Raw genomic sequence first — 16,007 nt, forward strand, 5'->3', positions numbered from 1 at the left:
GAGTCCATCGGTGCCGCGCCGCCATCGGGCATGCCAACTCAGCGCTCACGGGCTGGTGTTGATCCCCAATGGTGATGAAGGCACGGCTTCGGGCACGCGGCCGTGGGTAGGGAGAACCAATGACGACAGACCAAGGTGACGACAGCATGGCGCACCCCGCGGAACAGCACGCTCCGGCCGGTCGGGAAGCCGCGAAGACACTGATCCAGCCGCTCCTGATCGGCCTGACCGTGCTCATCCTGTTCCTGTGGATCGTCGGCACGGCGATGCACCGGCCGGAACCCAAGGACCTGCCCTTCGGGCTCGTCGGCCCGCCCCAGGCCGTGGCGCAGATGGAGGCGCAGCTCGACGAGAAGGCGCCCGACGCCCTCGACATCACCGCCTACCCGGACGTCGAGACCGCCCGCGCGGCCGTCGAGGACCTGGAGGTCTACGGCGCGTTCGCCCCCGGGCCGCAGGAGTCGACGCTCATCATCGCCTCCGGCGCCGGCCCCTCGCCCAAGAACTTCGTCACCCAGGCCTTCGGCGGCGTGGCCCAGCAGCAGGGCTCCCAGCTCACCGTGGACGACGTCGCCCCGCTGCCCTCCGGCGACCCGCTCGCCAACGTCGCGTTCTTCGCGCTGCTGAGCGCCACGCTGGCCTCGTTGGTGTTCCAGGTCGTGTTCTACTTCCGGGCCCGCGGTGCCGGACTCGGCGCCTGGCTCGGCCTCTCCGCCGCGTTCTCGCTGCTGGCCGGGCTCACCGGCGCCGGCCTGTGCGACTGGGCCTTCAACGCCTATCCCGGCGAGTTCTGGCCCGTCACCGGCATGATCGCGCTGTACACCTTCACGGCGGTCTCGATCGTTGCGGCCTTCCAGGTCATCGGTATCCCCGGCATCCCACTCGCCGTCCTGATGCTGGTGCCGTTCGGCGTGGCCAACAGCGGTGGCGCCGTGGACCGGTACTTCCTCGGCGAGCCGTACCACTCCTTCGCCGAGTTCGTGCCCTCGAACGCGGTGGTGGCGGGCATCCGCAGCGTCGCCTACCTGGACGGCGCGGCCGTCGGCGTCCCGCTGGCCGTGCTCACCTGCTGGTCGCTGGCCTGCGTCACCGTCGTCGCCCTGGGCCGGATGCTCAAGGGCCGCAAGGGCGGCGCGGGCGGGCCGGTGCCCGCGCCCCGGCAGCCCGCGGCGAGCACCGCCCCGGCCGACTAGCCCGTCCCCGGCCGACCGCCGAGCGGGGCCCGGGCACACCCCACCAGCGGTGCGCCCGGGCCCCGCGGCGGTTGGGCGGGACCCTCGACGTCCCTCGGGCACGCCGGAAGCCGTGGACGGGTCGCCTTCACCCGGCCACGGCAACGGCCCCGGTCCGCCGGCCGGTCACCCGGCCCGCGGGGGCGTCAGAAGATCCGCTTGCCCCGCACGAAGTGCTTGATGGCCGAGACCGACGTGCCGACCATGTAGTCGCGCATGTCCGCCGGCGCCTGCCTGGCCGACCACCTCAGCATCTTGATCAGCGCCTTGGGGTTGGGGTCGATGAACTTCACGTTCTCGTTGGCGATCCCGAGGGACGGGGGTATCCAGTCCGCCCGGCGCAGCCTGGCGAACAGCCTGTCCGCGGCGTCCTGCGCCTTCATCTCCCCCGCGTCGACGGCCTCGCAGTAGTCGGCCATCACCTCGAAGATCTCCTTGTACTCCGGCTTGTCCGGCCACCACAGGCCGGGGTTCGGTACGTCCTCCAGCCCCTTCCAGTAGCCGTGGTCACCGGTGGCACGGGCCTTCTCGTCCTCGTGGATGACGCGGAAAGCGCCCGGCAGCGAACCGTAGCTCCAGATGCGGAACACCGCGTTCCAGAGGTCGTAGTTCTGGAAGGAGATGAAGGCGGAGTTCACCAGCCGGTCGTTGTGGTGGATCAGCCCCTGCTGGAGCCGCTCGACGTACTCGAACTGCTCGGGGTCGAAGTCGTCGTTGCGCAGCGCGCGCAGCAGCCGCCAGGCGAGGACGTTGATGACCTCGGCGGTGTTGGACATGCCGCGGGAGAACAGCGGGTCGATGAACCCGGCGGCGTGGGACAGCAGCGCGTAGCGGTAGCCGACGGTCTGCGTCGACGTGTACTGCAGCCGGTCGGTGCCCACCCACTCGCGCACGCTGCGGGCCTCCGCGAGCTGGCGCTTGACCAGCGGGAAGCGGTCCACGTGGTGCCAGAACTCCTGCTCCGGCGTCATGTCCGCGGGCTTCGGGTACCGCCGAGGGTCGAGCTGCACCCCGACGCTGCACAGCGGGTTGGTGGACTGCGGGTGGTTGTCGAAGGGGATGATCCAGAACCAGCCACGGTCGAACATGTGGTGCATCGTGCCCTCGTGCCAGGGCAGCGGCGGGGTGTCCAGCCCGCGGGTGAGGTCGTCCACCCGCTTCACCCCGGTCATGTGGGTGAAGATGGAACGCGCGTGGTGCTTGAGCGGGTTGGGCTCCGCACGCAGCCCGAACTGGGTGGCCAGCGGGGAGCGGAAGCCGGAGCCGTCGACGATGTAGCGCACGCGGTGCGTCTCGCCCCGGGTGGTCTGGAGCGTGACACCGTCGTCGTCGATGTCGACCTTCTCGACCCGGCAGTTCTGCTTCGCCTCACAGCCGTACCTGACCGCCGTGTTGAACAGGTACGCGTCCACGTCCTGGCGGAAGTAGTGGCTCGCCGTGTGCAGTACCTTCGGCAGCCGGAACTGGTTGATCTCCCGCGGGTCGGGCTCCTTCCCGTCCCGGTGGATCATGAATCCGAAGTGCTTCTTCACGCCGGAGGAGCTGCCGATGTACTTGATGCACTCGTCCAGGCTGCCGAGATGTCCCACCTCCGGCACGCCGTACCGGTTGGCGAGCATCCGCAGGTGCACGAGCGTGTACCCGACGGTGGACTCCCCGATGGCGAAGCGCGGATGCGTGCCGGCGTCGAGCAGAAGCACCCGGTGGCCGGCCTTCGCGAGGATGGCACCCAGTACGGAACCCGCCAGTCCGGTGCCGAGAATGGCGACGTCGTGCGAGTGCTGACTCTGGTCGTTCACCTGTTCCTCCTGGTCTGTTCGCGTCGCGACGTTTCACTGAGCTGTGTCCGCGCGGCTGGACGGACCCCCCGAGGTGGTGGCGCGGAGTGCAGAAGACCGAGTGCCGAACACACATGAGCCGCCACTCCTGCCGACGACTTCTACGCCGCGCGTCTTGAACAGCAGTGGATCGGTACTGGGACAGCCGGGTGGTCGAGCCCGTCTCGAGCACGCGCCGAGGGCTCTGCGTGACAGCGGGCCGGTACCGTCTTGTCCGCCCACCCCACGGGACCGTCGCCATGAACGCAGTCGTCCTGCTCTCCCTGATCGTCTGCGCGATGTTCGGCCTCTTCCTCACCCATCCGCTGCTCGGCCTGCTGCTGACCGGCGTCGTCATCGCGACCTACTGGGCGGTCGACCGGTTCGCCGCCCGGACGACCCCCGAGGCCGAACGCGGCGCCTCCCGGCGCTGAGCGTCCTGAGCGGCCCCACGGGGCCGTGGTGGCCGGGCCGACGCCTCCTCAAGGTGCCTTCCAGCGCGTGCGCCTAGCGTGCGGACAGGTCCCCGGCAGCACCGGGGACGTCCCCACCGCCCGTGCCCCCGGATGCCGAGAGGACCAGATCCGTGACGCTCCGACCCGACACCGAACAGAACCCGCCGGACGCCGACGCGTCCGCGCCGTACGACGTGGCCATCCTGGGCGGCACCCTCTCCGCCGGCCTGCTCGGCGCCGTCCTCGCCCGCCAGGGGGTGAGGGTGCTCATCGCACGGGCACCCGGCGACGCCGACGAACCCTCGGGCGAGACCACCGTCCCCTACACCGCCGAGGTCTTCCTGCTCCTGGCCAAGCGTTTCGACGTCCCCGAGATCGCCGCCTTCGGCCTCTTCCCCGACCTCCCCGAGACGGTGCGCAGGACCAGCGGCGTCAAGAAGAGCCTCGGCTTCCTCTACCACCGCCCGGGCAGCCCGCAGCGGCCGGAGGAGTCCGTCCAGTTCAACGTGCCCGGCGAGCACGCCGAGTGGCACCTGTACCGCCCGGCCGTGGACGCCTACGGGCTGGAGATCGCCACCCGGCACGGCGCCCGCGTCCTGGCGCCGGACGTACGGGTCAGCGAGGCCACCGCCGAGGCCGGCGGCTGCACGCTCCGTACGGGCGACGGCCACACCTATCGCGCCCGCTACCTCGTCGACTGCGCGGGCCCCGGCTCCCCGTTCACCGGGCACCCCGGCGACTCCGCGCGGCCGCGGCTGCGCCACCGCTCCCGGGTCTACGCCGCCCACCTGCGCGGCGTCACCCCCTTCGAGGACGTCGCGCCGCTGTCCCGGTACCGCAAGGCCACGCCCTGGTCGCACGGCACCGTGCACCACCTCTTCGACGGCGGCTGGATCCAGCTCGTCGGCTTCGGCAACCACGAGGGCAGCGCCAACGACCTCACCAGCGTCACCCTCAGCCTGGACCCCGAGGTCGCCGAGGACCTCCCCGGCGACCCGGAGAAGGCCTTCGCCCAGGTCGTCGAGCGCTACCCCGACCTGCGCCGCCAGTTCGAGGGCGCCACCGTCGAGGGTGCCTGGACCGAGCAGCCCCTGTGCCAGCGCACCGCCGAACAGACCTTCGGCGAGGACTGGTTCCTGCTGGAGCGCTCGGCATCCCGCAACGACATGTTCCTCTCCCGGGACGTGACGATGGGCGCCGAACTCGTGCACGCCCTGGCCGCGACGCTGCTGCACGCCGTCCGCGAGGACGACTGGTCCACCGAGCCGTTCGCCCGCGTCGCCCGGTTCCAGGAGACCCTCGCCGGGTACAACGACCGTCTGCTGCACGCCGCCCGCACCGCCTGCCGCGACTTCCGGCTGTGGAACGCGTTCTCCCGGGTGTGGCTCCTGTGGCAGATCCTCGCCGACCTCTCCCTCAAGCGCGCCCGACTCGACTGCGAGGCCGGGCCCGAGCGGAGCTGGGCGCCCGTCGAGACCTTCGAGCTGGGCGGTATCTGGTTCCGGGTCCCCGCCGGGCTGCGCGAGACCGTCGACCACGCACTCGACCTGTGCGACGCCGTCCGGGCCGGCCGCAAGGACGCCGGAGCCGCCGCCCGGGAGATCTTCGCCGGACTCCGCCGGGCCTCCTTCGTCCCGCCGTTGTACGCCTTCGGCGACCCCTCGGCACGGACGTACCACTTCACCTTCCCCAAGCGGCTGCGCATGCTGCTGTGGACCAAGACGAAGGCGCCCGCGGACTTCCGTCGGCTCCTGACCCGCGACAACGTCACGGCGGTCACCTCCGAGTCGAGCCGCTGAACCCGTCCGCCCACCTCACCCACGCAGGCGGCCCCGCCCGGGGCCGCCTGCCGACGTACCGGAGGCACGCATGCACACAGCAGCAGGACCGCAGTCAGGGGAGCGGTCAGGACCGGCCGATTCCGCACCACCGCTCCAGGACTGGCTGGTCCGCCGCATCGCACGGCAACTGGGCGTCGGGCCCGAGGCGGTGGACGTCGACGCGCCCGTCGCCGACCTGAACCTCGATTCGCTGGACGCCCGGCAGATCGCCCACGACCTGGAGCGCGAGTGCGGCAGCGAGCTCACCCTGGAGGCCTTGCGCCACTGCGACACCCTGCGCGCCCTGGCCGCCTACCTGGAGTCGGAGCGCCACCACCCGCGGACGCCGGCCTGGCTGCTGGTCTGACCCGCACCCGCCGACCTCCCACGCGCGGGCGCGGAAAGGGGGCCTCCCACCGGGCGGCCCCCTTCGCGTGTCCCGCTCAGCGCCTCACGCGGCGCTCGGCATCGGGTGCACCGCACGGGCCCCCGGCGCCAGCTTGGCGTAGTCGCTGCGCCAGTACGTCAGCGGCAGCTTGTCCAGGCCCGTGGCACCCGCCACGACCCGGCCCAGCAGCAGCGTGTGGTCACCGGCCACGACCGCGTTGTCCAACTCGCACTCCGCGTGCGCCACCGTGCCGCGCAGCAGCGGCATGCCCGTCGTGGGGCCCGTATCCCAGGCCACCTGGTCGAACTTGTCCGGGGCACCCGAGGCGAACACGTTGGAGGTCTTCTCGTCGTCCGAGGAGAGGATGTTCACCGCGAACCGGCCGCGCTCCAGGATCGCCTTCAGCGAACCGCTGCGGCTCGCCACGCTGTTGAGCAGCAGCGGCGGGTCCACGGAGACGCTGCAGAAGGCCGAGCAGGTCAGCCCGCGCGGCACGCCCTCGGCGTCCGTGGTCGTGACCACGGTGATGCCGCTGGCGAAGGAGGCCATGACCTGCCGGAAGGTCTGCAGGTCGACCGAGGACAGCTCGTCCGTCATCAGGTGCTGAGTGCTCATCACAGTTCCCCTGCCTCTATCTTGGCGGCCAGCAGCGGCCGGTCGAGCTTTCCGTTCGCGGTCCTCGGGAGGTCGTCCTGCACGTGCAACCTGTCGATGATCATGTAGGTCGGCAACCTTTCCGCGCAGCAGCGCTTGACGTTGAGCAGGGACGGGCGCCCCTCGGGCGCGGGCACCACGACCGCGTGCAGCGTGGCCTCCAGCCCCGAACCGGCCACCAGCACCGCGACGTCGGCCACAGTGTCCAGCGAGCCGATGGCCGACTCGATCTCGCCCAGCTCGATCCGGTGACCGCGGATCTTCACCATGTGGTCCCGGCGGCCGACGTAGTGGAGCCGCCCCTCCCCGTCCCGGCGGGCCAGGTCACCCGTGCGGTACGGGCCGGTGTGCGGCTCCCCGCCCCAGTAGCCGAGCATCACGGTCGGGCCCGTGACCACGACCTCGCCCTCCTCGGCCCCGGGCGGGTCGAGCGTCACCTCGTCCCCGGAGCAGGCGACGCCGATGGGCAGCGCCCCGGTGCGCTCCAGATCGGCGTCGGTGACCTCGTAGGAGGTGCAGACGTTGGTCTCCGTGGGCCCGTACCAGTTCAGCAGCCGCACTTTCGGCCACCGCGTCCGCAGCGCCTGGACGTGGTGGATCGCGAACGGCTCCCCGGCGAAGACGCAGGCGCGCAGGGCCGGCGGCGGTTCCTCGTCCAGCAGCCCGCCCTCGCGGATCATCAGGCTGAGCGCCGAGGGCACCGAGTACCAGACCGTGATCTCCCGCTCCCGCATGAACTGCGCGAGCTGGGCGGGCGCGTAGGCCATCTCCTGCGGCACGAGATGGACGGCGGCACCGGCCGCGAACGCCGCGTACAGGTCGAAGACCGACAGGTCGAAGTTGAACGGCGCGTGGTTGGAGAGCCGGTCGTCCGGCCCGACGTCCAGCTCCGCCACCGCCCACTCCACGAACGCGAGCGCGTTGCGGTGGCTGATGCACACGCCCTTCGGGTCGCCGGTGGAGCCGGAGGTGTAGAGGATGTAGGCCGGATCGTCCGGCGCGCTCTCGTGCGCTGACGCCGACGCGCCCGCCGGAGCACCCTCCAGCAGCTCCCCGAACGTCACCAGCGGAACCCCGTCCCAGCCCGGACGGGCCCGTTCGGCCGCCTCCGGATCCGCGACGACGAGGGCGGGCGCCGCGCTGGAGGTGATCCGGGTCAGCCGCGCCGGCGGATTGGACCCGGTCACCGGAACGTAGATCGCCCCGGTGCGCAGGGCCGCCTGCATGACGGCGACCGTCCGCACCCCCTTGTGGCTCCAGATCACCACCCGGTCCCCCGGACGCACGCCCCGCGCCGTCAGCGCGGCGGCGTACCGGTCGGCGAGCGCGTCCAGCTCGGCGTAGCTCACCGGACCCTCGGGCCCGTGCACCGCCACCGCCCGCGGGTGCCGCCGCGCCGAGGCCGTGAGGAGTTCGTGCAGTCTCATATGCCCAGCTCCCTCGCTATCAGTTCCCGCTGGATGTCGGAGGTTCCGGAGAAGATGACCGCGGGTACCGCGTCCCGCAGCGCCGCCTCGATGCGTCCGGCCCGCAGATAGCCGCGCCCGCCGAAGAGCCGCACCGCGTCCAGCGCGGCCGTGACCACGCCCTCGGACACGGCCAGCTTCGACAGGGCGATCGCCAGCGTCGCCGGGCGCCGCTCGTCCATCTCCCAGCAGGCCCGGTACAGCAGCAGCCGGGCCGACTCGACGCGCAGCTTCATGTCGGCGATCCGGTGCGAGACCGCCTGGAACTCGGAGATGCGCCTGCCGAACTGGCGGCGGGAGCGCACCTGGGCCACGGACAGGTCGATCAGCCGGTCCGCCAGCCCGACGTACCCGGCGAACAGGCACGCCCGCTCCCAGCCCATCGAGTGCTGGAAGATGACCCCGCCCTGGCCCGGCTCGCCCAGCACGTCGGAGTCCGGCACGAAGCAGCCGTCGAACCGCACGGTGCCGGCCGGGCACTGGGACAGGCCCATCTTGGCCATCGGCTCGCCCGCCGTCACCCCCGCGGCCGTGCGGTCCACCACGAAGCCGGTCACGCCCAGGTGCCCGGCCTTCGGGTCCGTCGTCGCGTAGGTGACGTACACGTCGGCGGCCGGGCCGTTGCTGACGAAGCTCTTCTCCCCGTCGAGCACCCAACCGCCCTCGACCCGCCGCGCCGTGACGGCCAGCCGGGAGACGTCCGAGCCGGCCTCGTCCTCGGTCATCGCGTTGCCCGCGATCAGCTCGCCCCGGCACATGCCCGGCAGCACCCGCCGCTTCACCTCCTGGGAGCCGAAGTCGACGATGGGCATCGCACAGGCGAACAGATGCGCGCTGGCTCCGAAGACGAGCCCGGTCCGCGTGCATCCCCGGCCCAGCGCCTCCACCTGGAGCGCCGTGTCCAGGGCCCCGAGGCCCCCGCCGCCATAGCCCTCGGGCACCGAGGGGCCGAGCAGCCCGAGCTGCCCCAGCAGCAGCCAGTCCTTGCGGTCGTAAGTGCCGGCCGCGGCCTCCGCGGACGTCTCGTCGGCGTCGTCGGCGAATGCCTCCCGCACGGCGGTCAGCGTGTCGTGATACCGGGCGCGTTGCGGCTCGGTCCAGTCGAAGTCCACGGTCAGTCTCCTCCGCTGCGATCAGTGGGTGCGCTGGGGATCGGGCGTGGTGCCGCCGACGAGCGAGGCCGGGCCCACGGGAGCGTCGGCCGGCCGCGTGTCGGGCGCGCGCTCCCCGTCCGTCCCGTCGGTCCCGCCGCGACGCAGCAGCCACGACAGCAACGGGGCGGTCATGGCCGTGGTGACCAGCGCCATCATCACCAGGGCCGTGAAGAGTTCGGTGCTCAGCAGGCCCAGTCCGAGCCCGACGTTGAGAATCACCCAGTTGGTCAGCCCGCGGGTGTTCATCAGCAGGCCCAGCACCGTCGCCTCGTGCCAGCCCATGCCGGTCATCCGGGCCGAGAACAGCACGCCGCCGAGCTTGCCGACGCAGGCCACCAGGATGATCAGCAGCATCTGCGCCGTGCCCTGCGCCGTCATCGCCGTCACGTCCACCGACAGGCCGGTCACCACGAAGAACAGCGGCAGCAGCAGCTTGCTCAGGTGCTCCAGCGGCAGCAGCGCGGTCCGGCGCAGCAGTTGCTGCGGGTCCTTGCGCGGCATGACCAGCCCGAAGAAGAACGCGCCGAAGATGGCGTGCAGGCCGATGTGCGAGGTGACGTACGCCGAGCCCAGCGCCCCCGCCGCAGCCAGCATGGCCAGCCACGGGGCCGCCGCGGCGGTGGCCCGGGCCGCCAGCGTCGCCAGGACCGGCCGGACGACGGCCAGCATCACGATGACGTAGACCGTGCCCCACCCCAGCACGCCGAGGAAGCCGCCCGCACCGCCCGCGGTGACGAGGGCGACCACGGTGGCCAGCAGACACCAGGCGAGCACGTCGTCCAGCGCCGCCAGGGCCAGTGCCAGGTTGCCCACCCGGCTCAGGTGGAGCCGCTTGTCGGTGATGATCCGCGCGAGCACCGGGAACGCCGCGATGGACATCGCCGTCCCCAGGAACAGCGCGAAGTCCAGGAACCGGATCTGCCGCCCGTCAACCGTGTCGTGTGCCCCGAACAGCACGGCGGCGAGCCCCAGGCCGAGGCCCATCGGCACCAGCGCACCGCCCAGCCACACCGTCCCGGTGGTCCGACGACGGCCGCGCAGGGAGGCGTAGTCGAAGTCCCAGCCGATGGTGAACATGAACAGCAGCAACCCGACCTGGGCGACGATCCCCAGATACGGCCGCACGTCCATCGGGAAGAGCATCCCCGGCAGATCGCCGGGCAACAGGCCCAGCACACTGGGGCCCAGACAGACCCCCGCGGTGATCTCGCCGATGACGGCGGGCTGCCCGAACCGGCGGGCCAGCGCGGCGAAGGCCGCCCCCGCCGCCAGCGCGAGCGCGATTCCGCCCAGCGTCGTGGTGACGATCCACTCCGCGTGCTCAGGGCCGCTCACGCCATCACCCCGTTCCTGCCCGGTCCGCGGCACGGCCGCCGCGGCTGGTTGCTGGGCTGCGGTGTGGTGGCCGCACGTGCGTCGCTCACGCGTCCCCCCGTCGTGAGAAGTGGCGGGTCGGGCACGCACGCGGCGGACGGTCGGACACCGTGACGCGCCGGAGGGGCCCCTGGTGCGAGCAGCTTGGGCGAACACGCTTGAAGGCCGGTGGACCGCTGCTGCACGCCCGCCCTTGACGGACCCGCGCCCGGGTACGGGCTCGAGGCCGCCCCCGGCCGGTGAGTAGGCTCCCCCCATGGCAGACGTGGAGGTCGGACCGCTCGACCTGGCCGGGCGGGTGGACGAGGCGCTCGCCGTCCAGGCACTCGCCTTCGGGCTGACCGACGACGAGATCGCGATCCGCCGCCCGATCGTGCTGCGCCATCTCACCGCACCCGGCGCCCGCGCCCTGGGCGCCACCACGGAGGAGGGGCGGCTCGTCGGCTTCGTCTACGGCATGCCCAACGACCGTGTCCAGTGGTGGTCCACCGTCGTCGAGCCCTATCTGCGCCGGGCCGGTACCCAGAGCTGGCTGGACGACGCCTTCACCATCACCGAGCTGCACGTCCACCCCGGCTACCAGCGGCGTGGCATCGGCGTGCGGCTCATCACCACGATCACGGACGGCGCCGCCGAACCGCGCTCCATCCTGTCGGCCGTCGACCGGGAGAGCCCCGCCCGGTCCCTCTACCGCCGCCTCGGCTACCGCGACCTCGCCCGCGGCGTCGTCTTCCCGAGCGCCCCGCACCCCTACGCCGTCATGGGCGCCCCGCTGCCACTGCGCCGCCTGGGAACCTGAGCGCGCCGCGGCCGAGGGGCGTGCGCGCGCCGCGGCCGACGGGCACGGGGGCGTCGGGGCGGACGGGCACGGGGGCGCCGGGGTCCGCGAGCCTCACCGCCGCGGCCGACGGCGTGGACCGGCTACAGCCAGGCCGCGAACTCCAGCAGCAGTTCGCCGTCTTCCCGGTCCCCGGCCAGCACGTGCCGCACCCCGGACTCGACCGCCCGGTACAGCGCCCAGCCGCGCAGCCGGTCCCGCTCCACGTCCAGCGAGTCGGCCAGCCGGTGCACGCGGCGCCGCGTGGCCGCCGCCGCGCCCGGCGAGGCCACCAGGTCGTGCAGCCGGTCCCGGGCGAGCCGGGCCAGGTCGAAGGCCGGCTCGCCCACCAGCGGCTCCGGACCGACCGCGAGCCACGGGGCCCGTTCGGAGTCCGAGGCCAGCACGGCGCCCTGCCGGAAGTCGCCGTGCAGCAGTACCCCCGCGGGGGCGTCCGTCAGCAGCTCGGCGCGGGTCGCCAGCGCGGTGTCCGCGAGGGCCCGGAGGTCCTCGGGTGCCCGCTTCAGCACCCGCTCCACCTCGGCCCCCGTGTGCTCGGCCACCGTCGTGAACGCGAAACCGTCCCCTCCCGGGGGCACCCACAGCCGTCGCACCGCCGAACAGGCCTCCAGCATGGCCTTGTCCTCCGGGAGCGACCGCAGCGAGACCTCACCGTGCAGCCGTTCCAGCAGCAGCGCCCCCGCGCCGAGGTCGGCGCGCAGCAGCCGGGCGGCTCCGAGCCCGTCCCAGGTGGTCAGCGCCGCGGCCTCGGCCGCGGCCCCCGCACCGGCCGGCGCGCACAGCTTCAGCGCCGCGGGGGAGCCGTCCGCCTGACGCACCAGCAGCACGACGCTGGTCCGCCCGCCCGGCAGCACGGTGCGCTCCGCCGTCAGCTCCCACCGCTCCAGCAGCCGCCTGGTCAGCTCCGGAAGTCCGGCGAGCCAGGAGTGTTCCGGGCCGAGGGCGCGGACCAGCCGTCGTGGCGGTTCCGGGGGGAGAGCGGAAACCATGTGCTGCGGGGTGCCTTTCCGTCGGTGGTCGCCGGATCGGTGGTCGGCCGGCCGGTCGTGCGCGGTCACCCGCCGGTTCGTCCGGCCACCGCGAGCGCGGCGGCCGTCCGCGAGCGCCTCAGCGCGATCCGGCCTGTTCGGCCCGCTGCGCGTCGGCGGCTCGTTCGGCGAGCCCAGGGAAGGCTACGCCGCCGCCACGCCAGCGTGCCGACCGGACTGCCGCTTCCCGCAGCGCGTCCGCCGCGGCCCGCCGTCGCGCCCCCTCGGAGGCCCGCACCAGGTCCGCGTACACCCCCGCCACACGGTCCTCCAGCTCGGCGGCGAGCCGGATCGCCGCCTCGGCGTCCGGCACCGGGTACGGCAGGACGTAGCCCGCCCGCGCGGGCCGCGGGGCACCGCCCAGCTCGCGCACCGCCCGCACCAGCCGGTCCCGACGCGCCCGGTGCGCGGTGTGCGCCTCCCGCGCGGCCCGGCGCTCCGGCCCGTCGGTGCGCGCGCCCACCACGCCGTACCCGTACACGGCCGCGTGCTCGGCCGCCAGGGCCGCCTGCACGGCCGTCAGCTCCGCCGCGCGCCGCTGCTCGTCCGCCATGTCAGGAGCCCCCCGCCGACCGTTCGCCCAGCAGATACGCGTGCACCTCACCGGCCGCCGCGACGGAGGCCAGCAGCCGGGCCAGTTCGGGCTGGGCGTCGGCCAGCGCCCCGACGCGGGCCCGGGCGGTGCTCCGCTCCGCCGCGGCCAGCTCCGCCAGCGCCTCCCGTGCCCCCTCGGGCACCGTCGGGTCGCTGGATTCCGCGGGCTCGGCGGATGCGGTGGCGTCGGGGGAGCGGTTGGCCGACGCACCGTCAGGTCGCCCGGAAGCGCCGAACGCCGCCAGGTGCAGGGCCACGTCGGCCCGCAGCGGCGCCAACCGTCCCGCCAGCGCCGGGTGGGCTCCGGCCGTCGCGTCGTAGCGCCGCAGCAGGGCGGCGCTCTCCCGCGCCGCCGCCCCGCGCAGGCGCGCGTCCCGCTCGTCGGCCCGCTGTTGATCCAGCTCATCCTCCCGGCCGCCGGAGCAGCCGGTGAGGGCGACGCCCGCCCCCAGCGTGCCGAGCGCCGCGAGCCCCGCCGTTCCGGCACCCAGCAAACCGCGTCTGCTCGGCCGTCCGGGCGGATTGGACACCACGTAACACCCCACAGGCAGACGGTCGGCAGGTAGAACGGGACCAGAACAGGTGATCACCGTCGCCGTGAGGGTACCCGGCGCCCTCGCCGCGCCCCCGGCGTGCCCCTGCCGGGCACCCGAGCGGCGGCGTCCCGGGCACCCGAGCGGCGCCGCGGTTCGGGCACGGTCGGCGCAACGCGCTAGGCTGTCCAGGGACGCGCGGTGGCGTGCCGCCTCCGCCTGCCGTCCATGCGTCCCCCCTCAGACCCCCCCAGACCCCCTTTGAGATGACAACAGCACACGCGGCCGAGGAGTCACCCGGATGAGCACCACCCAGATCGACCGGCTGCGCGGGCTGCTGGAACCGCTCGTGACCGAGCGCGGGCTGGATCTCGAGGAACTCACCGTCACCCCCGCGGGCAAGCGCCGGGTCCTGCGCATCGTCGTCGACTCCGACGAGGGCGTGCAGCTCGACGCCTGTGCCGAGCTGAGCCGTGCCGCCTCCGCGGCGCTGGACGAGGACGACCCGATGGGCTCGGCCCCCTACGTCCTCGAAGTGACCTCGCCGGGCGCCGACCGCCCGCTGACCGAGCCGCGGCACTACCGCCGCGCCGTCGGCCGGCTGATCACCGCGCGGCTGCACGAGGGGGGCGACCTGACGGCCCGGATCGAGGCCGTCGACGAGGACGGCCTCGACCTGGAGGTTCCGGGGGTCAAGGGCCGCAAGCCGACCAAGCGACGCGTGGAGTTCGCCGAGATCGCCCGAGCCCGGGTCGAGATCGAGTTCAACCGCCCCGCCGCACGTGAGAACGACAAGGCAGACGTGAAGGACGACAACGAGATGGACGGGGAGGCGTAGCCGTGGATATCGACATGAGCGCCCTGCGGGGTCTGGTCCGGGAGAAGGAGATCTCCTTCGATCTGCTCGTGGAGGCGATCGAGGCCGCGCTCCTCATCGCCTACCACCGCACCGAGGGCAGCCGCCGGCACGCCCGCGTCAAGCTGGACCGGGACACCGGCCACGTGACGGTGTGGGCCACCGAGGACGCCGCCGACCTCGCCGAGGGCCAGGAGCCCCGCGAGTTCGACGACACCCCCACCGGCTTCGGGCGGATCGCCGCGACGACCGCCAAGCAGGTCATCCTCCAGCGCCTGCGGGACGCCGAGGAGGAGGTCACCTTCGGGGAGTACGCGGGCCGGGAGGGCGACATCGTCACCGGTGTCGTGCAGCAGGGCAGCGACCCGAAGAGCGTCCTGGTGGACATCGGCAAGATGGAGGCCATCCTGCCGCCCCAGGAGCAGGTGCCGGGGGAGGACTACAGCCACGGCACCCGGCTGCGTTCGTACGTCGTACGGGTCGCGAAGGGGGTGCGCGGTGCCTCCGTCACCCTGTCGCGCACCCATCCCAACCTCGTGCGCAAGCTCTTCGCGCTGGAGGTGCCGGAGATCGCCGACGGCTCCGTGGAGATCGCGGCCGTCGCCCGGGAGGCCGGCCACCGCACCAAGATCGCCGTTCGCTCCACCCGCTCCGGACTCAACGCGAAGGGCGCCTGCATCGGGCCCATGGGCGGCCGGGTGCGGAACGTGATGGCCGAACTGCACGGCGAGAAGATCGACATCGTCGACTGGTCGGACGACCCGGCGGAGCTGGTCGCCAACGCGCTGTCCCCCGCCCGGGTGAGCCGGGTCGACATCATCGACGAGGTCGCCCGTTCGGCCCGTGTCACCGTGCCGGACTACCAGCTGTCGCTGGCCATCGGCAAGGAGGGGCAGAACGCGCGGCTCGCGGCCCGGCTGACCGGCTGGCGCATCGACATCCGCCCCGACGAGACGCCCGGCGCCGAGGCCGCCGAGGCCGGGACCGCCGCGGGCTGACCGCCCGGAACGGCCCCGACCACGGGGAATAGACGACAATCCGTATCCGTTATCGTGCCGTCACCCCCCGCCAGGGGGAACCGCGCACGGGGAGGTAGACTTAGACGGTGTCTGGCCGGACACGTGCCCGAACATGCCCCGAGCGCACCTGCGTGGGGTGCCGAGGGCGTTCGGCCAAGGCCGATCTGCTGCGTGTGGTGTTGGTCGAGGGTGAATGTGTCCCCGATCTTCGCGGTACGCTGCCCGGCCGGGGTGCGTATCTGCACCCCAGCCTCGCCTGTCTCGATCTGGCGGTCCGCCGCCGGGCGTTTCCACGGGCCTTCCGGGCGACGGCGGGCCGTCGGCCGCTCGGCACGGAGGAACTGGGTCGACACGTACGACAGGCGTCCCGGGAAACCGGGGACCACCAGCACAACGCAACACCGTAAGAACGTAGAAAAGGTCCGCGCGGACGGTCGTGCGGACGAGGTACCTCGCGAGTCGGAAGTAGGTCGAGATTGCGATGAGCACTCGATGAGTACGCGATGAGTACGCCCATGCATAAGTAGCGAAGGTCCGGCGGCGCCCACCCCGGACCGTCTAAGGAGCGAAGTGGCTAAGGTCCGGGTATACGAGCTCGCCAAGGAGCTTGGAGTCGAAAGCAAGGTCGTCATGGCCAAGCTCCAAGAACTCGGTGAATTCGTCCGTTCGGCGTCCTCGACGATCGAGGCGCCGGTAGTGCGCAGGCTGACCGACGCGTTGGACGCGTCCGGCGGCGCCAAGAAGTCGGGGAAGCCCGCCGCGAAGCCGGCGGCCCCCAA

Annotated in this window: 17 protein-coding genes; 9 read left to right on the plus strand and 8 right to left on the minus strand. The window is 72.9% G+C overall.

Annotation, left to right across the window (positions count from 1 at the left end):
- Positions 1 to 119: 119 nt before the first annotated feature.
- The gene (locus HPT28_RS22145; RefSeq protein WP_219092950.1) at positions 120 to 1,193 is read left to right on the plus strand and encodes an ABC transporter permease; all 1,074 of its coding nucleotides are present in this window, start codon (positions 120 to 122) and stop codon (positions 1,191 to 1,193) included.
- A 185-nt stretch (positions 1,194 to 1,378) separates the two neighbouring features.
- Here the strand turns inward: HPT28_RS22145 and HPT28_RS22150 are convergent, their stop codons facing one another.
- Positions 1,379 to 3,031: an NAD(P)/FAD-dependent oxidoreductase gene (locus tag HPT28_RS22150; protein WP_219092951.1), complete on the minus strand. Its 1,653-nt coding sequence runs from the start codon at positions 3,029 to 3,031 to the stop codon at positions 1,379 to 1,381.
- A gap of 278 nt (positions 3,032 to 3,309) precedes the next feature.
- Between HPT28_RS22150 and HPT28_RS22155 the strand changes: the two genes are divergently transcribed.
- From HPT28_RS22155 to HPT28_RS22165, 3 genes are all read left to right on the plus strand, one after another.
- Positions 3,310 to 3,483 carry a hypothetical protein gene (locus tag HPT28_RS22155; protein ID WP_219092952.1) on the plus strand — a complete coding sequence of 58 codons (174 nt, stop codon included), beginning with the start codon at positions 3,310 to 3,312 and terminating at the stop codon, positions 3,481 to 3,483.
- A 152-nt stretch (positions 3,484 to 3,635) separates the two neighbouring features.
- Complete coding sequence (locus tag HPT28_RS22160; protein ID WP_219092953.1) at positions 3,636 to 5,303, plus strand: NAD(P)/FAD-dependent oxidoreductase; 1,668 nt, start codon at positions 3,636 to 3,638, stop codon at positions 5,301 to 5,303.
- 70 nt (positions 5,304 to 5,373) lie between these two features.
- Positions 5,374 to 5,691 (plus strand): acyl carrier protein, encoded by a 318-nt coding sequence (locus tag HPT28_RS22165; protein ID WP_219092954.1) that lies wholly within the window; start codon positions 5,374 to 5,376, stop codon positions 5,689 to 5,691.
- 84 nt (positions 5,692 to 5,775) lie between these two features.
- Here HPT28_RS22165 and HPT28_RS22170 read toward each other — a convergent pair whose 3' ends face one another.
- The 4 genes from HPT28_RS22170 to HPT28_RS22185 are packed head-to-tail and all read right to left on the minus strand — an operon-like array spanning position 5,776 to position 10,321.
- Positions 5,776 to 6,327 carry a flavin reductase family protein gene (locus tag HPT28_RS22170; RefSeq protein WP_257579197.1) on the minus strand — a complete coding sequence of 184 codons (552 nt, stop codon included), beginning with the start codon at positions 6,325 to 6,327 and terminating at the stop codon, positions 5,776 to 5,778.
- Positions 6,327 to 7,793: an amino acid adenylation domain-containing protein gene (locus HPT28_RS22175; RefSeq protein WP_219092955.1), complete on the minus strand. Its 1,467-nt coding sequence runs from the start codon at positions 7,791 to 7,793 to the stop codon at positions 6,327 to 6,329. The genes HPT28_RS22170 and HPT28_RS22175 overlap by 1 nt, the downstream gene beginning before the upstream one ends.
- Positions 7,790 to 8,944: an acyl-CoA dehydrogenase family protein gene (locus HPT28_RS22180; RefSeq protein ID WP_219092956.1), complete on the minus strand. Its 1,155-nt coding sequence runs from the start codon at positions 8,942 to 8,944 to the stop codon at positions 7,790 to 7,792. Before HPT28_RS22180 ends, HPT28_RS22175 begins: the two co-directional genes overlap by 4 nt.
- 21 nt (positions 8,945 to 8,965) lie before the next feature.
- Complete coding sequence (locus tag HPT28_RS22185) at positions 8,966 to 10,321, minus strand: cation:proton antiporter (RefSeq protein WP_308119442.1); 1,356 nt, start codon at positions 10,319 to 10,321, stop codon at positions 8,966 to 8,968.
- Between the two features lie 295 nt (positions 10,322 to 10,616).
- Here HPT28_RS22185 and HPT28_RS22190 point away from each other — a divergent pair, with 295 nt between their 5' ends.
- On the plus strand, positions 10,617 to 11,159 hold the full coding sequence (locus HPT28_RS22190) for a GNAT family N-acetyltransferase (RefSeq protein ID WP_219092958.1): 543 nt from the start codon (positions 10,617 to 10,619) through the stop codon (positions 11,157 to 11,159).
- 122 nt (positions 11,160 to 11,281) lie between these two features.
- Here HPT28_RS22190 and HPT28_RS22195 read toward each other — a convergent pair whose 3' ends face one another.
- The 3 genes from HPT28_RS22195 to HPT28_RS22205 all read right to left on the minus strand — a co-directional run bounded on the left by HPT28_RS22195 (position 11,282) and on the right by HPT28_RS22205 (position 13,314).
- Entirely contained in the window at positions 11,282 to 12,187 is a 906-nt protein-coding gene (locus HPT28_RS22195; RefSeq protein ID WP_219092959.1) for an aminoglycoside phosphotransferase family protein, read from the minus strand.
- 118 nt (positions 12,188 to 12,305) lie between these two features.
- On the minus strand, positions 12,306 to 12,779 hold the full coding sequence (locus HPT28_RS22200; RefSeq protein WP_219092960.1) for a ferritin-like domain-containing protein: 474 nt from the start codon (positions 12,777 to 12,779) through the stop codon (positions 12,306 to 12,308).
- 1 nt (position 12,780) lies between these two features.
- Entirely contained in the window at positions 12,781 to 13,314 is a 534-nt protein-coding gene (locus tag HPT28_RS22205; RefSeq protein WP_257579204.1) for a hypothetical protein, read from the minus strand.
- A 340-nt stretch (positions 13,315 to 13,654) separates the two neighbouring features.
- Here HPT28_RS22205 and rimP point away from each other — a divergent pair, with 340 nt between their 5' ends.
- The 4 genes from rimP to HPT28_RS22225 form a co-directional block, all read left to right on the plus strand.
- On the plus strand, positions 13,655 to 14,191 hold the full coding sequence (gene rimP / locus HPT28_RS22210) for a ribosome maturation factor RimP (RefSeq protein WP_219092962.1): 537 nt from the start codon (positions 13,655 to 13,657) through the stop codon (positions 14,189 to 14,191).
- A 2-nt stretch (positions 14,192 to 14,193) separates the two neighbouring features.
- Positions 14,194 to 15,207: a transcription termination factor NusA gene (nusA, locus tag HPT28_RS22215; protein WP_219092963.1), complete on the plus strand. Its 1,014-nt coding sequence runs from the start codon at positions 14,194 to 14,196 to the stop codon at positions 15,205 to 15,207.
- Between the two features lie 107 nt (positions 15,208 to 15,314).
- Positions 15,315 to 15,635: a YlxR family protein gene (locus tag HPT28_RS22220; protein WP_219092964.1), complete on the plus strand. Its 321-nt coding sequence runs from the start codon at positions 15,315 to 15,317 to the stop codon at positions 15,633 to 15,635.
- A 163-nt stretch (positions 15,636 to 15,798) separates the two neighbouring features.
- Positions 15,799 to 16,007 (plus strand): translation initiation factor IF-2 N-terminal domain-containing protein (locus tag HPT28_RS22225; RefSeq protein WP_219092965.1); only part of this gene is annotated, 209 nt, incomplete at its 3' end.

The sequence above is a fragment of the Streptomyces sp. JJ38 genome (assembly GCF_019303475.1).
In the GTDB taxonomy this organism is placed as follows: domain Bacteria; phylum Actinomycetota; class Actinomycetes; order Streptomycetales; family Streptomycetaceae; genus Streptomyces.

Coding starts and splice junctions, on each gene's coding strand:
- HPT28_RS22145 (WP_219092950.1), top strand. CDS start 120: ATGACGACAGACCAAGGTGACGACAGCATGGCGCACCCCGCGGAACAG.
- HPT28_RS22155 (WP_219092952.1), top strand. CDS start 3,310: ATGAACGCAGTCGTCCTGCTCTCCCTGATCGTCTGCGCGATGTTCGGC.
- HPT28_RS22165 (WP_219092954.1), top strand. CDS start 5,374: ATGCACACAGCAGCAGGACCGCAGTCAGGGGAGCGGTCAGGACCGGCC.
- HPT28_RS22170 (WP_257579197.1), bottom strand. CDS start 6,327: ATGAGCACTCAGCACCTGATGACGGACGAGCTGTCCTCGGTCGACCTG.
- HPT28_RS22175 (WP_219092955.1), bottom strand. CDS start 7,793: ATGAGACTGCACGAACTCCTCACGGCCTCGGCGCGGCGGCACCCGCGG.
- HPT28_RS22190 (WP_219092958.1), top strand. CDS start 10,617: ATGGCAGACGTGGAGGTCGGACCGCTCGACCTGGCCGGGCGGGTGGAC.
- HPT28_RS22195 (WP_219092959.1), bottom strand. CDS start 12,187: ATGGTTTCCGCTCTCCCCCCGGAACCGCCACGACGGCTGGTCCGCGCC.
- HPT28_RS22200 (WP_219092960.1), bottom strand. CDS start 12,779: ATGGCGGACGAGCAGCGGCGCGCGGCGGAGCTGACGGCCGTGCAGGCG.
- rimP (WP_219092962.1), top strand. CDS start 13,655: ATGAGCACCACCCAGATCGACCGGCTGCGCGGGCTGCTGGAACCGCTC.